Annotated in this window: 21 protein-coding genes and 1 pseudogene; 14 read left to right on the top strand and 8 right to left on the bottom strand. The window is 66.3% G+C overall.

Features of this window, described 5'->3' with window-relative positions; genetic code table 11:
- The first annotated feature begins 8 nt into the window (after positions 1-8).
- The 4 genes from ACCQ09_RS15625 (at position 9) to ACCQ09_RS15640 (ending at position 1582) form a co-directional block, all read left to right on the top strand.
- Positions 9-293, top strand: coding sequence for a hypothetical protein (locus ACCQ09_RS15625; protein WP_011036335.1), 285 nt, complete (start codon positions 9-11; stop codon positions 291-293).
- Positions 290-469, top strand: a complete 180-nt coding sequence (locus tag ACCQ09_RS15630; RefSeq protein WP_011036334.1) for a type II toxin-antitoxin system antitoxin — start codon at positions 290-292, stop codon at positions 467-469. The genes ACCQ09_RS15625 and ACCQ09_RS15630 overlap by 4 nt, the downstream gene beginning before the upstream one ends.
- Entirely contained in the window at positions 466-645 is a 180-nt protein-coding gene (locus ACCQ09_RS15635; RefSeq protein WP_011036333.1) for a DUF4177 domain-containing protein, read from the top strand. The genes ACCQ09_RS15630 and ACCQ09_RS15635 overlap by 4 nt, the downstream gene beginning before the upstream one ends.
- A 139-nt stretch (positions 646-784) precedes the next feature.
- A complete protein-coding gene (locus tag ACCQ09_RS15640) occupies positions 785-1582 on the top strand; it encodes a M15 family metallopeptidase (RefSeq protein ID WP_040941643.1) in 798 nt (265 codons plus the stop codon).
- A 34-nt stretch (positions 1583-1616) separates the two neighbouring features.
- On the opposite strand, the gene ACCQ09_RS15645 is transcribed toward ACCQ09_RS15640, so the two are convergent.
- The 6 genes and pseudogenes from ACCQ09_RS15645 to ACCQ09_RS15670 form a co-directional block, all read right to left on the bottom strand.
- Positions 1617-2291, bottom strand: a complete 675-nt coding sequence (locus tag ACCQ09_RS15645; RefSeq protein ID WP_040941644.1) for a DNA-3-methyladenine glycosylase family protein — start codon at positions 2289-2291, stop codon at positions 1617-1619.
- A gap of 1 nt (position 2292) precedes the next feature.
- Positions 2293-2664 carry a DUF423 domain-containing protein gene (locus ACCQ09_RS15650; protein ID WP_029217087.1) on the bottom strand — a complete coding sequence of 124 codons (372 nt, stop codon included), beginning with the start codon at positions 2662-2664 and terminating at the stop codon, positions 2293-2295.
- 95 nt (positions 2665-2759) lie between these two features.
- A complete protein-coding gene (locus ACCQ09_RS15655) occupies positions 2760-3941 on the bottom strand; it encodes a polyketide cyclase (protein WP_012438971.1) in 1182 nt (393 codons plus the stop codon).
- 518 nt (positions 3942-4459) lie between these two features.
- Positions 4460-4528: pseudogene (locus ACCQ09_RS15660) on the bottom strand (DNA-binding response regulator); the annotation flags it as partial.
- Positions 4529-4610: 82 nt separating this feature from the next.
- Entirely contained in the window at positions 4611-5252 is a 642-nt protein-coding gene (locus ACCQ09_RS15665) for a response regulator (protein WP_011036328.1), read from the bottom strand.
- Positions 5252-6445, bottom strand: a complete 1194-nt coding sequence (locus tag ACCQ09_RS15670) for a sensor histidine kinase (RefSeq protein ID WP_040941645.1) — start codon at positions 6443-6445, stop codon at positions 5252-5254. Before ACCQ09_RS15670 ends, ACCQ09_RS15665 begins: the two co-directional genes overlap by 1 nt.
- A 153-nt stretch (positions 6446-6598) precedes the next feature.
- On the opposite strand from ACCQ09_RS15670, the gene ACCQ09_RS15675 reads away from it, so the two are divergent.
- From ACCQ09_RS15675 to ACCQ09_RS15695, 5 genes are all read left to right on the top strand, one after another.
- A complete protein-coding gene (locus tag ACCQ09_RS15675; RefSeq protein ID WP_011036326.1) occupies positions 6599-7195 on the top strand; it encodes a GNAT family N-acetyltransferase in 597 nt (198 codons plus the stop codon).
- A gap of 3 nt (positions 7196-7198) precedes the next feature.
- The gene (gene minC, locus ACCQ09_RS15680) at positions 7199-7948 is read left to right on the top strand and encodes a septum site-determining protein MinC (protein WP_012438972.1); all 750 of its coding nucleotides are present in this window, start codon (positions 7199-7201) and stop codon (positions 7946-7948) included.
- Positions 7949-7984: 36 nt separating this feature from the next.
- The gene (gene minD / locus ACCQ09_RS15685; RefSeq protein WP_011036324.1) at positions 7985-8794 is read left to right on the top strand and encodes a septum site-determining protein MinD; all 810 of its coding nucleotides are present in this window, start codon (positions 7985-7987) and stop codon (positions 8792-8794) included.
- A 2-nt stretch (positions 8795-8796) separates the two neighbouring features.
- Positions 8797-9054: a cell division topological specificity factor MinE gene (gene minE / locus ACCQ09_RS15690; RefSeq protein WP_011036323.1), complete on the top strand. Its 258-nt coding sequence runs from the start codon at positions 8797-8799 to the stop codon at positions 9052-9054.
- 93 nt (positions 9055-9147) lie between these two features.
- The gene (locus ACCQ09_RS15695) at positions 9148-9639 is read left to right on the top strand and encodes a hypothetical protein (RefSeq protein ID WP_040941646.1); all 492 of its coding nucleotides are present in this window, start codon (positions 9148-9150) and stop codon (positions 9637-9639) included.
- Between the two features lie 32 nt (positions 9640-9671).
- Here ACCQ09_RS15695 and ACCQ09_RS15700 read toward each other — a convergent pair whose 3' ends face one another.
- Together ACCQ09_RS15700 and ACCQ09_RS15705 are read right to left on the bottom strand one after the other, a co-directional pair.
- Complete coding sequence (locus tag ACCQ09_RS15700) at positions 9672-10955, bottom strand: sensor histidine kinase (RefSeq protein ID WP_012438974.1); 1284 nt, start codon at positions 10953-10955, stop codon at positions 9672-9674.
- Positions 10948-11667: a response regulator transcription factor gene (locus ACCQ09_RS15705; RefSeq protein WP_011036320.1), complete on the bottom strand. Its 720-nt coding sequence runs from the start codon at positions 11665-11667 to the stop codon at positions 10948-10950. The genes ACCQ09_RS15700 and ACCQ09_RS15705 overlap by 8 nt, the downstream gene beginning before the upstream one ends.
- A gap of 103 nt (positions 11668-11770) precedes the next feature.
- Here ACCQ09_RS15705 and ACCQ09_RS15710 point away from each other — a divergent pair, with 103 nt between their 5' ends.
- The 5 genes from ACCQ09_RS15710 to ACCQ09_RS15730 all read left to right on the top strand — a co-directional run bounded on the left by ACCQ09_RS15710 (position 11771) and on the right by ACCQ09_RS15730 (position 20258).
- The gene (locus tag ACCQ09_RS15710; RefSeq protein WP_228428130.1) at positions 11771-13537 is read left to right on the top strand and encodes an ArnT family glycosyltransferase; all 1767 of its coding nucleotides are present in this window, start codon (positions 11771-11773) and stop codon (positions 13535-13537) included.
- A 100-nt stretch (positions 13538-13637) separates the two neighbouring features.
- A complete protein-coding gene (locus ACCQ09_RS15715; RefSeq protein WP_011036318.1) occupies positions 13638-14408 on the top strand; it encodes a phosphatase PAP2 family protein in 771 nt (256 codons plus the stop codon).
- Positions 14405-16060 (top strand): phosphoethanolamine transferase, encoded by a 1656-nt coding sequence (locus tag ACCQ09_RS15720; protein ID WP_184395742.1) that lies wholly within the window; start codon positions 14405-14407, stop codon positions 16058-16060. Before ACCQ09_RS15715 ends, ACCQ09_RS15720 begins: the two co-directional genes overlap by 4 nt.
- Before the next feature lie 118 nt (positions 16061-16178).
- Positions 16179-18197, top strand: coding sequence for a M2 family metallopeptidase (locus ACCQ09_RS15725; protein ID WP_228428128.1), 2019 nt, complete (start codon positions 16179-16181; stop codon positions 18195-18197).
- A 129-nt stretch (positions 18198-18326) separates the two neighbouring features.
- On the top strand, positions 18327-20258 hold the full coding sequence (locus ACCQ09_RS15730; RefSeq protein ID WP_228428126.1) for an XVIPCD domain-containing protein: 1932 nt from the start codon (positions 18327-18329) through the stop codon (positions 20256-20258).
- Positions 20259-20579 lie beyond the last annotated feature (321 nt).

Genomic DNA, 20579 nt, shown 5'->3' on the forward strand with positions numbered 1-20579 from the left:
GTGAAACAATGAATGTCATGGTGCCGTTGGTGGTCGCGCTGTCCGGCTTGCCCGCACTGGCGATCGCCGCCTCCATCGGTGCGGACGACGACGACCGCGCACGCGGCCTGGGCCTGCGCTGGGCCTTGATCAGTCTGGTGATCCTGATCGGTGCCGCCTGCCTGTACTGGGCCGGCGACAACCGCGCCGGAATCTATGCAGTGGTGATCGGCATGATCATCGGCGTCAACGTCTTGATCGTCTCGATGGTCATGCACCTGCGCCGCCACAGCGGCCGCGGTGAGCGCGAGTGAGCGAAAAGAAGGCCTACCCGCTGCGCATCAACGCCGATGTGCTGGCAGCCGTGCAGCGCTGGTCCGATGACGAACTACGCAGCCTTAACGCGCAGATCGAATATGTATTGCGCGATGCCTTGCGCAAGGCAGGGCGGCTGCCAAAGCCGCCCGCCGACAAGGAACCACACGCATGAGCAAGCGCTGGACTGACCTGACGCTCGAGTTGAAGCCCTCGTTCATCGGCAGCATCAAGACCAAGGATCTCCAGGCCGAACTGACCAAACCGGGCAACCTCGGCTGGGAGCTGGTCAACAGCATCATACCGGCACCGCTGAGTGCGGCGTTGCTGGTGTTCAAGAAGGAGCTCTGAGGTGACGACGCCATCGCGCCAGCGGCCCGGCGGGAGTGCAGCAACGGTGGCATGCAGTGGGCAAGGCCGGCCGCCGCGCCAGCTACTGCAGGATCGGCTGCAGCTGGCCGCGCAGCGCACTTAGCCCTACCCTGTTGCGATGCGCCCGACACAGTCCCTGCTGCTCAACACCACCGCGATCGAACTGCTTCCTGCTGCCCTGCTACGCGCGCGCAGCAATGCCGACGCACGCGTATTGGCGCAGGCCGATTGGCTGCTGCGGCGCAAGCGCGATGGCAAGTACCTCGCCGCGCAGCTGCCGCATGGGTTGATGCCACTGATCCCACGCCTGGCCCGCGAGCCGGGCCTGGACGAGGCGCTGGATCTGCTACACACCAGCGCGCGCCGCACCACGCAGGCGCTGGATGCCGCGCTGCCGATCGACGGGCTGCAGCGCCGCCTGACACAGCTGGGCATTGGCGCCGACGCGTATGTGGCGCAGACCGGGCTTGACCTGATCGCCGAACCGGCAGCGCTGCACCTGGCCGGGCGCGATCGCTTTGCGCGCCCGCTGTGGCTCAGCGCCGGTGCTGCGCGTGCGTGGCGGCAGCTGCGTGCGGCCGCGCTGCGCGAAGACGTGGTCCTCGATGCCATTTCCGGCTACCGCAGCCACGACTATCAACTGGGCATCTTCGAACGCAAGTTCGCGCGCGGCCTGACGCTTGCGCAGATCCTGGCGGTCAACGCGGCACCTGGATTCAGCGAACATCACAGCGGCGATGCAGTGGATATCGGCACGCCTGGCGAACCGCCGGCCGAAGAACGTTTCGAGTCAACCGCGGCATTCGCATGGCTGCAGACGCATGCCGGGCGCTTTGGTTTTCGGCTGAGCTATCCGCGCGACAACCCGCACGGCATCGTCTACGAGCCCTGGCACTGGCGCTGGTGGCCGGCCTGATGGCGCGTGCGCAGGCAGGGCTCAGCGTGGCCGCTCATTCCTGCGAACGCGGCGTCGACACCTTCGCGGCAATGCTGAAGTCGGCGATCTTCCACAGGTAGAACGCAGCGTAAGTGCGGTACGGGCCCCAGCGCTCGCCGCGCTCGGCGAGTTCCTTCGGCGTTGGCATCTGCGCTTGTTTGTCCACGCGCTGGGCGCCCTTGCGCACGCCCAGGTCGTCGATGGGCAAAAGGTCCGGACGGCCGAGGCGGAACATCAACATCATCTCCACCGTCCAGCGGCCGATGCCACGGACCGGTACCAATGCCTCGACGATGGCGTCGTCTTCCATGAAGGCGAGTTTGCGCAGTGAGGGGATCTCGCCCAGTGCCTCGCGCCGCGCCAGGTCGCGCAGTGCCAGCGCCTTGTTGCCGGAAACGCCGCAGGCACGCAGCGCCGCATCGTCCACGCGCCCCAATGTGTCGGCATGCAGCCGGCTGGCACCGATCGCCACCTCCACGCGCCCAACAATGGTGGCCGCGGCCTTGCCGCTCAGTTGCTGAAACAAGATGGCGCGCGCCAGTGCGTCCACCGGATCGAACGGCTTGCGCCATCCCGGCTGCGGTGCGATCGGGCCGATGCGTCTCATCCAGGCCCCCAGCGCGCGATCACTGCGCGCCAGATGGGTGAAGGCCATCTCCACATCGAAGCCGCGGGCGTGACGTGGCATCTCAGCGCCTCAACGCACCGATCGCCAGCACCACCCAGCCCAGCATCAGGCTGACCCCGCCGATCGGCGCCAGGCTGGTGGGCCAGTGCAGCAACGCGCCGCCAACCAGGCTGCCGGCAAACAGCAGGGTGCCAAGCAACAGCAGGTACAGGCCGATGCGGCCCAGCGCGCGGGTCTCAGCACCGCCCAGCACCACCAACACGGCGCCATGGCCGAAGGCATACAGCGCGGCCAGTTGCAGGCGCGATTGCACCAGCGCATCGGCCACACCATGCGAGGCGTAGGCCGATAGCCCCACTGAGGCGGCGGCCAGCAGCGCTCCCACAAAGGCCAGGAGCGAAGGATGTTTCTTGCGACGATCAGGCAACGACATGGTGGCAGTTCCAAAGGCAGCGCCGCAGCGCAAAAAAAACGCGCCGCAAGGATGCGGCGCGTTTTCGTCTGGATCACATCATCGTGGTGAAACGATTACTTGATGGCCCAGTAGACGTCGTAGGTACCGTCCTGCGTGAACGACTTGTCCACCCCACCCTTCCACGACTCGTACGGACGCTCGGTCACGTCATTGCCGCTGGTGGCAGCCCAAGCGCGCAGCGAGTTACGCACTGCATCCAGGCCGGCCATGTGGCCTGCGTAGGTTGCGAACGCGGAACGGTGCGCCTTGGTGCGCTCGTACTTCACCGGTGCTTCGGTCGGGATGTTGACCTTCAGCTCTTCACCCGTCGCGGCAACCGGGGTTGCGTCGACAGGTGCAGCAGCAGCGGCGTCGTCCTTCTTGTCGTCAGCCTTGGCGGTGTCGGCCTTGGCGTCGGTCTTGGCAGCGCCGCCGGCCTTCTTGCGCACCGGCTGCACGACGTCAAACGCGTACTTGTCGGTGGCGAAGTCGGTGGTGACGATCCGCACCGGACCCGACGGCTCGAGGCCATTGGAATCCATGACGCGCTTGATCCACTCCTGGTTGTCCTTGATCGACTTCTTGATCGTCTCGTTGTCGCGATCGATGTTGCCGGCGGTGACGACCAGCAGGTCCTCGGCAGGCACATCGACGAGCTTGAGATCGCTCAACACCGGCTTGCCTTCCAGCTCGGCGCGGTAGTCGAAGTTCGGCACGGTGGCCAGTGCGGTGGTCAGGCGCGACAGACCCAGCTTCAGGTCATCGCCGACATGCCGGCTGACGTACAAGCCCGCGTAGCGACCAAACAGGTTCCAGCCGTACTTGACGCTGTAGTCCTGGGTGATGCGCACGTTCTTGTTGTTCTTGCCGGTCGGCTTCAACGTGAAGTTGGTGACCTTGTCGTAGCCCTTGGTGGGATCTTCGATCGAGATCTCAACGCGCTCGTTCTTGACGCTGTTGGTGATCTCCCAGCTGCCCTGACCGATGTAGCCTTCAGTGGAGCTATATTCAACGCGTGCACCCTTGCCCTCTTCCGGGCCGGCCAGCTTCAGCTGGATCTTGGGATCACGCAGCACAAGCGGGTTCCAATCCTTGAAACGACGGAAGCTGTTCACGGTGTCGTAAACAATCGTCATCCTGCGGTTGGTCTCGACACTCTCGGACATCTGCCGCTCCGAGGGCAACACCAAGCCCACCACGACAAACAAGCCAGCCACGATCCCCAAGGCGATCAGGAACTCGATAATACGGGTCATTCAGGAGGTCTCCGGGGCCGATCCCACGGCCGGGTTGAGTGAAGCGAAGCCGCCATCCTAGCAGGCTTCGAGAAAGATGTTCAGTTGTGCGACGGGTAGCGCGGTCCTGCGGTGTCATCCGCGCGCTCGCGCCGCGTGGTGCAAAGGCGCAATCGCAACCTGGACAAGGGTTTGCAGCGATTGCGCGCGGACATCATGCACGCGATGACGCGAGCGCGTGTGATGCACAGGACGCACTCCCTCGCCATTGCGGGTAGGCAGCCTGTTCCGTTCACTTGTAGACGACTGCGCCGCGATGAACAAGCGCATCGGCCAGACGCGGTGAGGGCATAAGCCGACGCACCGCTGGCCCAAGGCGCCTGACCATCAGACCAGCTGCAGCTCGAACGCCTTCAGCACCGCCCGGGTACGGTCGCGCACGCCCAGCTTGGACAGGGTGAGCGGGCGCTGCTTGCAAGCCATTGGCTTGCGCGCGCGCGAACGCACGGCGCGCTGCGCCGGGCCGGGCATCCTGTGGCTCAGACCAACTGCAGCTCGAACGCCTTCAGCACTGCCCGGGTGCGGTCGCGCACGCCCAGCTTGGACAGGGTGAGCGGGCGCTGCTTGCAAGCCATTGGCTTGCGCGCACGCGAACGCACGGCGCGCTGCGCCGGGCCGGGCATCCTGTGCTCAGACCAGCTGCAGCTCGAACGCCTTCAGCACCGCCCGGGTGCGGTCGCGCACGCCCAGCTTGGACAGGATGTTGGACACGTGATTCTTGATCGTCCCCTCCGCCACGCCCAGCGAATTGGCGATCTCCTTGTTGGAAAAGCCGCTGGCCATCAGGCGCAGGATCTCGGTCTCGCGGTCGGTGAGCGGGTCGGGCCGGTCCAGGCTGACGAACTCGTTGCGCATGTGCTCCAGGCCCGACAGCAGGCGCTGGGTCACCGCCGGCTGCACCAGCGAGCCGCCGTCGGCCACGGTGCGGATCGCGCCGACCAATTGCTCCAGCGAGACGTCCTTGAGCAGGTAGCCCTTGGCGCCGGCCTTGAGCCCGGCCAGCACCAGCTGGTCGTCGTCGAAGGTGGTCAGGATGATGGTCGGCGGCAAGGTGCCGTTGCGCGAGAGCATCTGCAGCGCTTCCAGGCCGGACATCACCGGCATGCGCATGTCCATCAGCACCACGTCCGGCTGGATCTGCGGAATCTGCTCCACCGCCTGCCGGCCATCGGCCGCCTCGGCCACCACCTCGATCCCGGCGTCCAGGGCCAGCAGCGAGCGGATGCCCTGCCGTACCAAGGTTTGGTCATCGACCAGGCACACACGGATCATCACGACACTCCTTGAGTAATGGCCGCGGGCATCAGTGCCGGCGCGCCTGGAACGGAGATGCGCAGGCAAAAGCCGTCACCCCGCCGGGTTTGAATCTCGAGCTGCCCACCATACTGGTTCAGGCGTTCGCGCATGCCGCGCAGGCCATTACCGGGCGCCACCGCGTCGGCACCCTGGCCGTCGTCGCGCGCATCGATCAACACCGTATCCGCATCGCGGCGCACCTGGATCCACAGATTGCGCGCGCCGGCGTGGCGCACCGCGTTGGTGATGATTTCCTGGGTACAGCGCAGCAGCACATGCGCGCGTTCGGGGTCGTCCAGGGTCAATGGCTGGCCGATGTCCAGATGGATATCCAGCGACGGCACCTGGGTCACCAATGGGCGTAGCGCCGCTTCCAGGTCGATGGCGCCGCTGTCGCGCAGCTGGCTGACCGCTTCGCGCACGTCGGTGAGCAGCAGCTTGGCCAGGGTATGGGCCTGGCGCACGTGTTCCTGGGCCTGGCCTTCGGTGATGTGGCCGGCCACTTCCAGATTGAGGCTCAGCGCGGTGAGGTGATGACCGAGCAGGTCGTGCAGCTCGCGCGAAATGCGGGTGCGCTCGTTGATGCGCGCGCTTTCGGCCAGCAGCGCGCGGGTGGCACGCAGTTCCGCATTGAGCCGGCGCTGTTCTTCGCGGGCCTCGGTCTGCTGGCGCGCGACCAGGCTGGTCACGAAGATGAACATCGAAAACCCGCCGTACAACAGCGACTGCATCAGTGCGCCGGAAATCGGAAAGCCGAGCAGCAGGTGGTAGACCGGCAACACCGCCAGCTGGCTCAGCACCAGCCACACCACGCCCACGCGCAGCGGCAGCAACCAGGGGATCACCCCGGCCGCGACCATCATCAGGATGCTGCCGAGCCCGGTTCCGGTGAGATAGCTCACCGCCAGTGCGCAGATGGTCAGCAGCAGCAGGATCAGGCGGTCGTACCAGTGCGCGTGGCCGCCGCTGTTCAAGCCACGCGTCAACCAGAAGTAGCTCGCACCGAAGCCGACGAAGAACGCCGACATCATGATCGCCTCGGCCATGCCGCGGTGGCGGTCCTCCTCTGCCGGTGCCCAGTAGATGAACACCAACGGCATGGCGATCATCGCCCAGGTGAACAGGCCGGCGAAGCGCAGGACGCGCGTATGACTGAGGTATCCCAACATGCACGCATCTTAGGCGTAACGCCTGCGGCTGCCCTCTTGCCGGAAGTCATGCATGCCGATGGTCGTCACGTCAGGTCGCCGCTTCAGGCCTGCCATGTAATAATCCGACGCAGATCCGATTTCGGGTCGATAGCGTTACCCCACGGAGTCCCAATGTCGATCGTCATCCGCGACGTGCGCGAGCACGAGCTCGATTCCGTCCTGGCCCTGAACAACAATGCCGGACTGGCGATCCTGCCGCTGGATTCAACCAAACTGCAGCGTTTCTACGAGCAGGCCGAATACTTCCGCGTCGCCGAGCGCGACGGCAACCTGGCCGGTTTCCTGGTCGGTTTCGGCAGTGGCAGTGCTCATGACAGCAGCAATTTCGCCTGGTTCCGGGACCGTCACCCGGAGTTCTTCTATATCGACCGCATCGTGGTGGCCAGCCGCCGCCGTGGCGGTGGTGTCGGCCGTGCGTTCTATGCGGACGTGCAGAGCTACACCGAACTGCGCTACCCGCAGCTGGCCTGCGAGGTGTTCCTGGACCATGGCGCCGATGCGGCGCTGCTGTTCCATGGCAGCTTCGGCTTTCGCGAAGTGGGCCAGAACACCATGGCCGACGTGGAAGTGCGCGCCAGCATGCTCATGAAAGACATGTGCAGCTACCCGTGGGTCAAGGAGACCTATGCCGGCAAGCTGCCCGAAGAGCTGCCCTGGGTGGGACGGCCGCGGCACGCCGCCGCCGACAACCGTTCGACGGGGACCTGAGGCGTGTCGAGTGTGAATGTGGATTTTGAACAGGCCGGCGAACTGAAGATCGGCCAGGTGGGCATTGCCAACCTGCGCATCCGCACCCTGGATGTGCCGCGCCTGGTGCGCGAGATGCAGGACCGGGTGACCCGCGCGCCGAAGCTGTTCGGCCGCGCGGCGGTGATCCTGGACTTCGGCGGCCTGGCACAGACCCCGGACCTGGCCACCGCCAAGGCCTTGCTCGATGGCTTGCGCAGCGCTGGCGTGTTGCCGGTGGCCCTGGCCTATGGCACCAGCGAGATCGACCTGCTCTCGCAGCAGCTCGGCATCCCGTTGCTGGCCAAGTTCCGCGCCCAGTACGAAACCGCCGCGGTCAGCCCACCGCCGCCTCCCCCGCCACCGCCTGCACGCGCCGAACCGGCCGCCCCCGTGGCGCGGCCGGCGCCGGGCCGCATGCAACGCAACGCGGTGCGCTCGGGCCAGCAGCTGTACGCGGAGAACTGCGACCTGACCGTACTCAGTACGGTGGGGGCCGGCGCCGAGGTCATCGCCGACGGCAGCATCCATATCTACGGTACCCTGCGTGGCCGCGCGTTGGCCGGCGCCCAGGGCAACCCTGACGCGCGCATCTTCTGCCGCGACTTCCACGCCGAACTGGTCGCCATCGCTGGCCACTACAAGGTGCTGGACGATGTTCCCATGGACCTGCGTGGCAAGGCCGTCCAGGTCTGGCTGGAGCAGGATCAGATCAAGATCGCTGCGCTGGATTGACGCAGCCCAACCACAGAAATATTTCGGAGAAATCCTTTGGCTGAAATCATCGTAGTCACCTCCGGCAAGGGCGGCGTTGGCAAGACCACCACCAGCGCGAGCCTGGCCTGCGGGCTGGCACGGCGCGGCAAGAAGGTCGCCGTCATCGACTTCGACGTCGGTCTGCGCAACCTGGACCTGATCATGGGCTGCGAGCGGCGCGTGGTGTACGACTTCGTCAACGTCGTGCATGGCGAAGCCACGCTCAAGCAGTCGCTGATCAAGGACAAGCGTTTTGACAACCTGTACGTGCTGGCTGCCTCGCAGACCCGCGACAAGGACGCGCTGACCCAGGAAGGCGTGGAGAAGGTGCTCAAGGACCTGGCCGCCGACGGCTTCGAATACATCGTCTGCGATTCGCCGGCAGGTATCGAGAAAGGCGCATTCCTGGCGATGTATTTCGCCGACCGCGCGGTGGTGGTGGTGAATCCGGAAGTGTCTTCGGTGCGCGACTCCGACCGCATCATCGGCCTGCTCGATTCCAAGACCCGCAAGGCCGAGGAAGGCAAGAACGTGCCGGCCTTCCTGCTGCTGACCCGTTACAGCCCGGGCCGGGTGGAAGGCGGCGAGATGCTCAGCATCACCGACGTGGAAGAAGTGCTGGGGCTCAAGGCCATCGGCGTGATTCCCGAATCCGGCGACGTGCTCAATGCCTCCAACAAGGGCGAGCCGGTGATCCTGGATGGCGAGTCCCCGGCAGGCCAGGCGTATGACGACGCAGTCGCCCGCATCATGGGCGAAGAGCGCCCGATGCGATTCATTTCCGTGGAGAAGAAAGGCTTCTTCAGCAAGCTGTTCGGAGGGTAAGCATGGGCCTGCTCGATTTTCTCAAGAGCAAGAAGAACACCGCCGAGACGGCCAAGAACCGTTTGCAGATCATCATCGCGCAGGAACGTAACCATCGCGGTGGGCCGGATTATCTGCCGCTGATGCAGCGCGAATTGCTGGAAGTGATCAAGAAGTACGTCAACATCGATGCCGATGCGGTACGGGTGGATCTGGTCAAGGATGGCGAGCACGATGTGCTCGACATCACCGTCGCCCTGCCGGAAGACGGCGACAAGTAAGCTGCACGGCACCGTGTGCGCACGGTGCCGTGTTGTTGTGGTCCACCCGCCTCCGCGCCCTGCGGCGGCCTGCATCTACCGCGAGCCCTGCGCGTGAGCACCTCCCCCTCTTCCCTGCCTGCCGCCGATGCCGTGTTGTGCGTGGGCGATATCGGCCTGGACGCGCCTGCCGCCCTGCTGGCCCGGTACGGATTGCGTCTGCAGCATGTGGACGCGGATGCGCCGATTCCCGGCAGTTTCTGGGGTGAGCCGGAAGCGGGCATCATCGGTTGCGATGTGTATGTGCGCGACGACACGCCGGTGCATTCGATGCTGCACGAGGCCGGGCACTTGATCGTGCTGCCGCCGGACAAGCGTGCCGCCGTGCATACCGATGCCACCGATTCGGTGGATGAAGAAGACGCCACCTGTTATCTGCAGATCCTGCTGGCGGCGCAGTTGCCCGGCGTGGGCAGCGCGCGCCTGATGGCCGACATGGACAGCTGGGGCTACACCTACCGGCTGGGATCGACCCGCGCCTGGTTCGAGCAGGATGCGGAGAATGCGCGCAGCTGGCTGCTTGCGCGCGGCCTGTTGCCGAGGTGATGGGTGTGGGCGTTCGAACGCGGCGGTGCGCGCTAGGTCAGGGTCGCGCCACTGAGATCCAGCGTGGCCACCGTGCCCTGCCCCGCACTGGAATCCAGGCGCAGGTGCCAGCCCAGGTGCTCGCAGAGGCGGCCGATCAATTCCAGGCCGATGCCGTTGCCCTGACGCGCGTTGCCGCGTGCCAGCCGTGCATAGATCGCACTGATTTCTTCCGGCGTCATGCCGTGGCCGGGGTCGGTGATCTGCACCACGCCCGGTGACGCCAGCGCGATATGGATGATGCCGCGATCGCTGTTCTCGATCGCGTTGCGCAACAGGTTGCCGATGGCGGTCTGCACGATCGCCACCGGCGCCACCAGGCTGCACGGTGGCAGCGGTGCGACCTGCAGTTGCAGGTCCTTGTCGGCGCACAGGTGCGCATGGTCGGCCACGATCTCCGGCAGCAATTGATCCAGGCGCAGCGTGTCGCTGCTGCGCACCAGCCGGCCCGGGTCCTTGGCCAGCACCAGCAACAAGGTGATCAGCTGTTCCACCGCGCCGCTGGTCTGCGCGATGCGTTGAAGTTGATGGCGCACCACGGCGGGCGTGTCCGGTTGCTCCAGCGCCAGCTCGGCGGCGTTGCCGATCACCGCGATCGGCGTGCGCAGTTCGTGGCTCGCGCTGTCGATGAAGGCGCGCTCGCGCTCGACGAACTGGCCGTTGCGTTCGAGATAGTCATTGAGGGCATCGGCGATCACATACAACTCGGTGCTGCCTTGCGGGCCCACCGCGATGCGCTGGTCGCGCCGTTCCGGGCGCAATGCGCCGATATCGCGCGCAAGATCCACCAGCGGGCGCACCAGCCGCGCCATCGCATAGGTGCCCATCAACACGGTGATGGCGATCAAGGCGATGCCGGCGGCCAGCATCCAGCGGGTGAGGAAGTGTTCCAGTGCTTCGAAGTCGGTGATGTCCAGCACCAGCGCCAGGCGGCCGGCATGCGTGGTGTCGCGCACCATCACCGCGCTTTGGCGGCCGGCGATCTCCAGGTCGTCGTGCAGCCCGGGATGCAAGCTGCGCAGCGCCGGCGGCACCTGCGCGCTGCCGTCCACGCGAAACAGCCGCAAGGTGTCCGAGTCCTGCCAGCGATAGCCCGGATCCTGCGCGCTGCGGTCCAGGATGCTGTCCAGTTCCGAATTGAGCAGCGAGCGCCACACGCCATGCTCGGCGCGTTCGTGCAGGTACTGCGCGGTGCCGAACACCGCCAGCACCATCAGAAAGGTGTAGCCGAACAGCCAGACCAGCACGCGCCGGCCCAGCGGGCGATGCTTAGCCATCGGTGCACTCGATGGCAGTGGCGGCGTCATCGGCGGCTTCCAGCGCGGCCACCCGGTAGCCCAGCCGCGGCAAGGTGTGGATGAGCTTTTGCGCGAACGGGCCATCCACGCTGCGGCGCAGTTCGTAGATGTGGGAGCGCAGCATGTCGCCATCGGGCGGATCGTCGCCCCACAGCGCCTGCTCCAGACGCTGGCGGGTGACGACGGCGGGGCTGGCCTGCATCAGGATCTCCAGCAACTTGCGGCAGGCTGGATACAAATGCAGCGCCTGACCGGCGCGGGTGGCGTCCAGCGTGGCCAGATCCAGCCGCAGATCGGCCACCTGCAGCAGCTTGCCGCGGCGGCGCCCCTGCGCGCGCGCCAGCAGCGCTTCCAGACGCACTTCGAGCTCGGGCAGGGCGAAGGGCTTGGTCAGATAGTCGTCGGCGCCGGCGCGGAACCCGGCGATCTTGTCGGGCAATTCGTCGCGCGCGGTGAGCATGATCACCGGCAGCTCGGACTGGTGCTGCTCGCGCAGCCGGCGCAGTACTTCCGGCCCGTCCATGCGCGGCATCATCCAGTCCAGCACCAGCGCGTCGTAATGCTGGGTGGTGGCCAGATGCAAGCCGGTGATGCCATCGGGCGCCGCGTCCAGGGTGTGCCCGCGCGCTTCGAAATAGTCGAACAGGTTGGCGACCATGTTGCGGTTGTCTTCGATGACCAGCAGGCGCATGGCGGTCTCCGGGGCGTCCGCGGCACGGACAAGTGTGCGCATCCTAGCCGAGCCACGGCGGCGGCGGCGATCGGGTGCATTCCGACATCCTTCCGACACGCGCATGGGCATCGTCCTGCACCGTTTCGACCAAGGCGCCCGTGTGCCGTCTGCCGTTTCCGCCGCGCTGTCGCGCAAACCCGCCCTGGCTGCCGCGCTGGCGTTGATCGTCATTGCGCTGCTGGCCGGGCTGGGCCTGCGCCAACCCAACCCGCCGGACGAACCACGCTTCGTGCTGGCCGCACGCACCATGGTGGAGACCGGGCAGTGGTTGCTCCCGCACCGGGGCAGCGAGTTGTATGCGGAAAAACCGCCGGTGTTCATGTGGTTGCAGGCGGCCAGCTACGAACTTGTGCCGTACTGGCCGATCGCCTTCCTGCTGCCATCGTTGCTGGCCGCATTGCTCACGCTGTGGCTGACCTGGGACCTGAGCCGGCGGCTCTGGAACCGACGTGTCGCGCGTTACGCGGTGCTGTCGCTGTTCACCGTGCTGCAGTTCGGGCTGATGGCCAAGCGCGCGCAGATCGATATGGTGCTGGTGGCGCTGACCACGCTGTCGCTGTGGGGATTGCTGCGTCATCTGCTGCGTGGGCCGGACTGGCGCGCCTGGGTGATCGGGCTCTGTGCTGCGGGCGTGGGCACGGTGACCAAGGGCGTGGGGTTTCTGCCGCTGCTGGTGCTGCTGCCGTGGATGGCGCTGCCACGCCGTCACCCCAGCGTGCTGCCGGCGCGGGCACTGGCCGGGCGCAGCTGGCTGCTGGTGCTGCCGGCGTTTGTGGCCGGCACCGCGGTGTGGCTGGGGCCGCTGGGCATCGCCCTGCTGCACAGCCCCGACCCGGCGTTGCATGCCTACGCGCACGAGTTGTTGTTCAAGCAGACCGGCACGCGTTATGCGCACGCTTGGCATCACGTCAAACCGTTCTGGTACTACCTGCAGGTGATCGCCACGCTGTGGTTGCCGGGCTGCCTGCTGCTGCCGTGGCTGGTGCCGGCGTGGTGGCGCCGGCTGCGCCGCGGCGACCCACGCCTGCTGTTGCTGCTGGCGTGGAGCCTGCTGGTGCTGGTGTTCTTCAGTGCCAGCCCGGGCAAGCGCGAGGTCTACATCTTCCCGATGCTGCCGGCGCTGTGCATCGCCGCCGCCCCGCTGCTGCCTGGCCTGTTGCGACGCCGTGGCGTGCAGCGGCTGCTGCTTGGCTATGTGCTGTTGCTGGGCGTGGCGGCGCTGGCACTGGGCGGCGGCATCGGCCTGCACCTGCACTGGGCCGAACGCAGCGCGCTGCAACGTGGCATCGCGTTGACATCGCTGCAGACCATGAGCCTGTGGCTGATAGGTCTGGGGCTTGTCGCGCTCGGACTGGTGGCCTGGGCACGCGGCAGGCGCGCCGGCAGCGCGCTGGTCGCCGCCACCGCGGCGTTGTGGACGGTCACCGGCCTGGGCGTGATGCCGGCATTGGACCCCTATAGTTCATCTGCGGCGCTGATGCAGCGCGTGGGCGAGCGCATCGGCCCGCACGCCGAGCTGGGCATGCTGGCGTGGAAGGAACAGAACCTGTTGCAGGCCGACCGACCGGTCACCGACTTCGGCTTCAAGGCGAGTTGGCAGGCGCAGTGGGCGCAGGCCGGCCCGTGGTTGGCGCAGGCGCCGCAGCGGCGCTGGTTGTTCGTGCTCAAGCAGGCGGTACCGGCCTGCGTGGCGCGCGCGCAGGTGGTGGAGATCGGCGAATCGAATCGCAACCAGTGGCAATTGGTGCCGGGAACGGCATGGCACGCGGGGTGCAACGCTGCAGGCTCCGCTGCGGAAGGCGCAGATGCCGACACCGACACAGACTGAACCAACACAGTGCGCTTAACGCCGGTCCAACCCGGGTCCGACCGCTTTCCGACACGCCGCTTTCGAAGATGCCCGCCATTGCAATGGTCCGGATCTTTCGATGACAACGCTCCCCCTTCATGCGCCTGCGCTGACACGCACCGCCACCAGCTGGCAAACCCGCTTTCTGCTGGCGCACCTGTGGCTGCCGCTGGCGGCGTTGCTGGCGATCAGCGCGCTGCTGATGCTCGGCGGCGGCGACCAGTGGGTGGCCGACGCGCTGTATCGGCTGGAAGGTGGGCACTGGCTGTTGAAGGAACAGTGGTTCACCAGCCAGCTGGTGCACCGCGGCGGCAAGTGGCTGAGCACGGTTGCAGCCGTGGTGGTGCTGGGCATGGCGGTGTTGGCATGGTCGCGGGCGCGTCCGGGCGCACGCGCCTTGCGTTGGCCGCTGACCTACCTGGCGGCGTCGGTGGCGCTGTCCACCACGCTGGTGTCGCTGCTGAAGTCGTGGACGGCAATGGACTGCCCGTGGGATCTGAGCCGCTATGGCGGCACACATCCGTTGATCGGCTTGTTCGCCTCGCGGCACGGCCTGCATGCCTCCGGTTGCTTTCCGGCCGGCCATGCCAGCGCCGGCTATGCATGGGTGGCGCTGTACTTCTGCGCACTGGCGCTGCGCCCGGCCTGGCGCTGGCCGGCGCTGTTGACCGGGCTGGCCGCCGGGGCGGTGTTCGGCATATCGCAGCAGTTGCGCGGCGCGCATTTCCTCTCGCACGACCTGTGGTCGCTGGGCGTGTGCTGGTTGACCGCGCTGGGTCTGTATTGGCTGCTGCTGGCGCCGCCGCGGCAACCGCTGCGCATGCTGGTGCTGACGGGAGGTGAGCAATGAGCACCTTGCTGCCGCATCCGCGTTGGCGCACGCGCCTGCACGCGCTGAGCTGGAGCACGCGCCCCACTGTCTCTACCGAGATGCTGGTGTTGCTGAGCAGCCTGTTCTTCGCCCTGGTCTGCAACCAGGTGTTCTGGCGCACCGCCATGGCGACCCACCCGGGCAGCCTGGGCTTCGCCGCCTCGCTGATGGCCTTGCTGGTGGCGGTCAATGCGCTGGTGCTGGGGCTGCTGGTGTGGCGCTGGAATGCCAAGCCGCTGCTGACCGTGCTGCTGCTCACCACCGCCTTGGCCGCGCACTACATGGACAGCTACAACGTCTATCTGGACGCGGACATGCTGCGCAACGTGCTGCATACCGATCACAAGGAATCGCGCGAGTTGCTGACGCCAGGGTTGATCCTGCCGTTGCTGTGCTACTTCGCCATCCCGGCCACGTTGCTGTGGCGCGTGCGCGTAGGGACCCGCAGCTTGGGCAAGACCTGGGTGATGCGGGTCGGTTTTATGGCCGTGATGGCAGTGGGCGGAATGCTGGGCGCGCTGCTCTCGTTCCAGGACATCTCCGCGTTGATGCGTAACCACCGCGAAGTGCGCTATCTGGCCACGCCGATCAACTACCTGGTGGCACTCAAGCAGAACTTCAAATCCGATTCGCCGATCAAGCATGCGCCCAAGCAGCCGGTCGAGCATGATGCGATGGCCACGCCGCGCGCGGCCGGCAGCCGCCCGCGCCTGTTGCTGGTGGTGCTGGGCGAAACCGCACGTGCGCAGAACTGGGGCCTGAATGGCTACGCGCGCCAGACCACGCCGGAGCTGGCGCAGGCCGGGGTGATCAACTTCCCGGACATGCATTCGTGCGGCACCAGCACCGAGGTCTCGGTGCCGTGCATGTTTTCCCCGTTCGGCCGGCGCGATTACAACGAAGACATGATCCGCGGCCATCAGTCGCTGCTGCATGTGCTTGAACACGCCGGCATCTCCACGCTGTGGCGCGACAACCAGTCCGGCTGCAAGGGCGTATGCGACGGCTTGCAGATCGAACAACTGGACAACGCCACCACCCCGGGCCTGTGCGCCGATGGGCGCTGCATGGACGAGATCCTGCTCGGCGATCTGGCCGCGCAGGTGCGTGCCAGGCCAGGCGATCGCGTGGTGGTGCTGCACCAGTTGGGCAGCCACGGGCCGAGCTATTTCGAACGCTACCCGGCTGCGTTCGAACGCTTCAAACCGGTGTGCAAGACCGCCGACCTGGGCAGCTGCAGCCGCCAGCAGATCGTCAATGCCTACGACAATTCCATCACCTACACCGATCACTTCCTCGCCCAGGCCATCCACGCGCTGCGCGGAATGCCGGACTACGACACCGCGATGATCTACCTCTCCGACCACGGCGAATCGCTCGGCGAAAAAGGCCTGTATCTGCATGGCGTGCCGTATGCGATCGCGCCCAAGGAGCAGACCCACGTGCCGATGGTGATGTGGTTCTCGCCGGAGTTCGCCCGCGACCGTGGCCTGGACGAAGCCTGCCTGCGCCATCGCGCCGGCCAGTACACCGACCAGGACGCGCTGTTTCCGTCGGTGCTCGGCCTGCTGCAGGTCAAGACCAGTGCCTATGCCCGCGAGCGCGACGTGTTCGCCAGCTGCACCGGCTGAGCCCGGCGCCGCGTACGCTTGCCGATTCACCGGCGCCATGCAGCACGCATGGCGCTTTTACTTGCCCTGAACCCCGGCGCGCTCTAGCCTTCGCCGGACTTCACCGCAAGGACCACCCGTGAATCCTCGTCTGCTGTTGCTGGCGCTCGCCGTTGCCGCCGGTACGTTGTCGCTGTCGTCGTGCCGCCAGGATGCGGCGCCGACGCCCAAGCCCGCCACCACCAAGACCGTACCCAGCGAAAACGCCGACCAGTTCGTGGCGCGCATCAGTGCCGAGTACAAGGTGGCGTATCCGGAAATGACTGCCGCGCAGTGGCTGTCGTCGACCTACATCAACGGCGACTCGCAGTTGCTGGCCGCCAAGGCCAACGAGCGCGCACTGAGCCAGCTGGATCGCTGGATCGACCAATCCAAGCAGTACGCCGGCACCCCGATGTCCGCCGACAGCGCGCGTGCGCTGCAATTACTCAAACTGATGAGCGCCCTGCCCGCCCCGCGCGACCCGGCCAAGCTGGCCGAACTCACGCGTATCGCCGCGAAGATGGAAGGCGACTACGGCGCGGGCAGCGCCTGCACCGGTGACGGCGAGCAACGCCGTTGCCGCCAGCTGGGCGAGCTCGAACAAGTGCTGGCACGCAGCCGCGACTACGACGAACAACTGCAGGCCTGGCAAGGCTGGCACGCCACCGCGCAACCAATGCGCAAGGACTACCAGCGCTTTGTCGAGCTCGCCAACGACGGTGCACGCGGCATGGGCTTTGCCGATGTCGGTGCGATGTGGCGCAGCGGCTACGACATGCCGCCGGCGCAACTGGCCAGCGAAACCGACCGCCTGTGGGAACAGCTCAAACCGCTGTATACCCAGCTGCAATGCTACGCGCGCGGCAAGCTGGATACGCAGTATGGCAAGGACAAGGGCGAGGTGGCCGGCGGCATGCTGCCCGCACACCTGATGGGCAACATGTGGCAGCAGGACTGGAGCAACCTGTGGGATCTGCTGCAGCCCTATCCGGGTGCGGGCGACCTGGACATCACCTCGGCACTGGAAAAACAGTACCAGGGCAACCTGAGCGCCGCGCTGGCGCGCAATACCGGTGGCGATGGCGGCGCAGCTGCACGCTTTCTCGCCGAGCGCGACGCGCAACTGCGCACTGCCCAGCAGATGACCGAACGCGCGCAGGATTTCTACACGTCGCTGGGCATGCCGAAGTTGCCGGACACCTATTGGCAACGCTCGCAGTTCATCAAGCCACTGGACCGCGACGTGGTCTGCCACGCCAGCGCGTGGGACATGAACATGGGTGGCGAGCCGAACGCGGGCACCGGCCCGGACGTGCGCACCAAGATGTGCATCCGCCCCACCGAAGAAGACTTCACCACCATCTACCATGAGCTTGGCCACATCTATTACGACATGGCCTACAACCCGTTGCCGCCGCTGTTCCAGAACGGCGCCAACGACGGCTTCCACGAAGCCATCGGCGACACCATCGTGCTGGCGATGACGCCCAAGTACCTGCAGTCGATCGGCATGGTTGGCGAGCAGCAGAGCGGGCGCGAGGCATTGATCAATTCGCAGATGCGCATGGCGCTGAGCAAGGTGGCGTTTCTGCCGTTCGGGCTGATGATCGACCGCTGGCGCTGGGGCGTATTCGACGGCTCGATTCCCCCGGAACGCTACAACCAGGCCTGGTGGGAGTTGAAGGCCACCTACCAGGGCGTGGCACCGGTGAGCCCACGCGGCGAGGACTTCTTCGATGCCGGCGCCAAATACCACGTGCCCGGCAACACGCCCTACACCCGTTATTTTCTCGCGCACATCCTGCAATTCCAGTTCTACAAGGGCCTGTGCGATGCCGCCGGCCACCAGGGGCCGCTGTACGAATGCAGCTTCTACGGCAACAAGGAAGCCGGCCAGAAATTCTGGTCGATGTTGCAACGCGGCTCCAGCCAGCCCTGGCAGACCACGCTGAAGGAAGTGACCGGCAAGGACACGCTCGATGCCGGCCCGATGCTGGAATATTTCGCACCGATGCAGGAATGGCTCAAACAGCAGAACCAGGGCCAGATGTGCGGGTGGCAGGCCAAGGGGGCCACTGCAACGCCGCCGGCAACGCCGGCGCCTTCCGCGCGCTGATCCACGTGCGTGACGTCATGCGGTTGCCGGATCCCGGCAGCCGCATAACGACCTGTTGATAATCGCGAAAAACCTCGGCGATATACTTCGGCCCCCGCTGCGTCAGCGCAGCATGCAAGGAGCAATCCGATGAACCAGGCCTCCACTGGCCCGGGTCCGCACGATGCGGATCGCGATGCACAGATCATTGCAGACGCGCAGCAGGGCGCGTTTGATCCAACCTACGGCAGCACCGGCACCGAATTCGCGGCCAACGGGCCGGGTGGCCGCAGCCTGGGTCTCAACCCCGGCGAACAGTCGATCAAGCACACGCAGAGCACGCAGCAGAGCAGCGGCAATGCGAGGCAGCCGCTGGGCGAAACCAGCCTGCGCAGCGCCAGCTCGCAGAGCCTGGGCGTGGTCAGCGATGCCGATGCAAAGACCACCACCTTCAGCCTGGAAGCAGACGCGCAGACCGGCTTGCAGCAAAGCCGGCAGACCAAACTCGGCAGCGGCACGTTGAACCTGGAAGCCGGTGTGGCCGCTGGCCAGCGCATGCGCTACACGTTGACACTGCCTGGCGCCGATCAATCAGTGGACGCAGCCACGCAGGTGAACCCGCTGCAACCGGAGAGCTTGCCGGTGGGCGCACGTGCAGTGCTCGATAGCCAGGCCTTCGCACAGCGCGAGGTCAAGGCGGACCTGCAACAGGTTGCGATGCAGAGCAAGATCACCGAAGCCAGCGGCCGCAGTTACCTGATCGAACGCGTGGACGAGCGCCACGTGCGCGTGGCTACCGGCCCCAACGACGCCATCGAAGCGGCCAATGCAATTGGACTCAAGGCCGGCCCCGCGCAGGCCCTGGTTGGCCGCACCGACCGCCTTGGCACTTCACGTGTGCAGAGCGCGCAGTTCGACCTGGGCGATCCTCGCGCCGTCGACGCCATGACGGCGTTTGCGCGCACGGGCGAAGTCGCGCCCGGCACGCCCGGCGTGGATCAGATCCAGACGCTGGAGCGGATCGGTTTCAGTTCGCAGCAGCGCATGCAGTTGCAACTGGGCCCGCTCGACGCCGATCTGGGGGGCACCCGCAATGAAGGTAGCCAGATCCGCATCAGCGAACCCGGCCAGGACGACTACGCCGTGGTGCAGCAGCTGAAATACGGCGATAACGTGCCACTGACAGTGCTGCGCCACTACGACGGCAACAATGTCGAACGCGTGCAGGAGCGCAGCTACCGTTTCGAAATCGACGGCGACGTTGCCACCCCTGGGCTGATGCAACGCCTTGGCGGCCGCAACGAGGCCAGCGAAGAAAAAGCCATGGCGCAATCGCTCAATAGCGCGATCAGCGGCGACATGGCGGGCACTGGCGCAATTCAAGCCGGGCAGAAAACCACGCTGGTGTTCAACGAGCAGCAGATGCAGGCGTTGCTGCAGCAAACGCAGACCGCCGCCACTGCCAACAAGATCGGCGCAAGCCCGTTGGCGTTACTGGTCGGCAACGGCCAGCCATCCGACACCGAGCAATTCGCCATTGCAATGGCGCGCAATGTGGGCGGGCAGCCTGCGGCCTTTGCCGAGCGCCTGCAACGCATCGCAGACGGCGCCGACGGCCAGTTCGACGGCCGGCTGCAACGCATCGACGCCGATGTGGCACCGCGCCCGGCGGCCGCAACCGCAGCAGTGCCTGATCCGCGCGACCCTGCGCATCCGGACCATGGGCTGCTGCAGCAATGCACCGCTGCCGTGGGGCGACTGGAAGGTGCGCATGGCCCCACGCCGGGCATGGACAGCGAGCGTCTGGCACTGGGATCGCTGGTGGCCGCGCGTGAGCATGGGCTACAGCGCGTCGACCACGTGCTGCTCGGGAACGACCCGGCCCGCGGCTTCGTGGTCCAGGGCGCGCTCGATTCACCGGCGCACCTGCGCGGCAGCTTCGACGCCAAGGCGGCGCAGGAAGCGCCGGTGGAAGCCAGCCTGCAGCGCTTGCAGGCATTGGGACCAGCGCCCGAGCGCGATGCTGCCGCGCTGGAGCAGGCAACGCAGCAGGAGTCGGTGCGGCATTCGCAGGCGCGTTGACTGCGTTAGCCGGTTCAGTGGCAGCGTCGTGGCCACGCCTGCGACGCTGCCTTTGCTGGATCGCAAGGGCAGCGATGTAGCAACCAAGCGGGCAGTTGCTGGGCTGTCGTAGGAGCGCGCTCGCGCGCGATGGGGCGTTCCCGGGAAGGCCCTCGGGCGCAAGCGCGCTCCTACAACAGCGCTGTTGTTCGGGCTGCCGTGTTCATGCCGATCAACGCAGGCGATGCGACGCAAGCAACCTCACTGCGCTGGCGCGTGGGCGAAAGACGCGCACGCAACGTGGTTCAATCGAGTTCCACGCCCCAGCAAACACAAACGCCA

Origin of the sequence: Xanthomonas sp. NCPPB 2586 (genome assembly GCF_041475775.2) — a bacterium.
GTDB classification, from domain to species: Bacteria; Pseudomonadota; Gammaproteobacteria; order Xanthomonadales; family Xanthomonadaceae; genus Xanthomonas; species Xanthomonas campestris.

What these genes read in the sequence shown, in the direction of transcription:
- ACCQ09_RS15670 (WP_040941645.1), bottom strand. Translation starts at nt 6,445, where the DNA reads ATGTTGGGATACCTCAGTCATACGCGCGTCCTGCGCTTCGCCGGCCTG.
- ACCQ09_RS15710 (WP_228428130.1), top strand. Translation starts at nt 11,771, where the DNA reads ATGGGCATCGTCCTGCACCGTTTCGACCAAGGCGCCCGTGTGCCGTCT.
- ACCQ09_RS15655 (WP_012438971.1), bottom strand. Translation starts at nt 3,941, where the DNA reads ATGACCCGTATTATCGAGTTCCTGATCGCCTTGGGGATCGTGGCTGGC.
- ACCQ09_RS15705 (WP_011036320.1), bottom strand. Translation starts at nt 11,667, where the DNA reads ATGCGCCTGCTGGTCATCGAAGACAACCGCAACATGGTCGCCAACCTG.
- ACCQ09_RS15645 (WP_040941644.1), bottom strand. Translation starts at nt 2,291, where the DNA reads ATGCCACGTCACGCCCGCGGCTTCGATGTGGAGATGGCCTTCACCCAT.
- ACCQ09_RS15715 (WP_011036318.1), top strand. Translation starts at nt 13,638, where the DNA reads ATGACAACGCTCCCCCTTCATGCGCCTGCGCTGACACGCACCGCCACC.
- ACCQ09_RS15635 (WP_011036333.1), top strand. Translation starts at nt 466, where the DNA reads ATGAGCAAGCGCTGGACTGACCTGACGCTCGAGTTGAAGCCCTCGTTC.
- ACCQ09_RS15720 (WP_184395742.1), top strand. Translation starts at nt 14,405, where the DNA reads ATGAGCACCTTGCTGCCGCATCCGCGTTGGCGCACGCGCCTGCACGCG.
- ACCQ09_RS15650 (WP_029217087.1), bottom strand. Translation starts at nt 2,664, where the DNA reads ATGTCGTTGCCTGATCGTCGCAAGAAACATCCTTCGCTCCTGGCCTTT.
- ACCQ09_RS15665 (WP_011036328.1), bottom strand. Translation starts at nt 5,252, where the DNA reads ATGATCCGTGTGTGCCTGGTCGATGACCAAACCTTGGTACGGCAGGGC.
- ACCQ09_RS15700 (WP_012438974.1), bottom strand. Translation starts at nt 10,955, where the DNA reads ATGGCTAAGCATCGCCCGCTGGGCCGGCGCGTGCTGGTCTGGCTGTTC.
- minE (WP_011036323.1), top strand. Translation starts at nt 8,797, where the DNA reads ATGGGCCTGCTCGATTTTCTCAAGAGCAAGAAGAACACCGCCGAGACG.
- ACCQ09_RS15640 (WP_040941643.1), top strand. Translation starts at nt 785, where the DNA reads ATGCGCCCGACACAGTCCCTGCTGCTCAACACCACCGCGATCGAACTG.
- ACCQ09_RS15625 (WP_011036335.1), top strand. Translation starts at nt 9, where the DNA reads ATGAATGTCATGGTGCCGTTGGTGGTCGCGCTGTCCGGCTTGCCCGCA.
- ACCQ09_RS15675 (WP_011036326.1), top strand. Translation starts at nt 6,599, where the DNA reads ATGTCGATCGTCATCCGCGACGTGCGCGAGCACGAGCTCGATTCCGTC.
- ACCQ09_RS15730 (WP_228428126.1), top strand. Translation starts at nt 18,327, where the DNA reads ATGAACCAGGCCTCCACTGGCCCGGGTCCGCACGATGCGGATCGCGAT.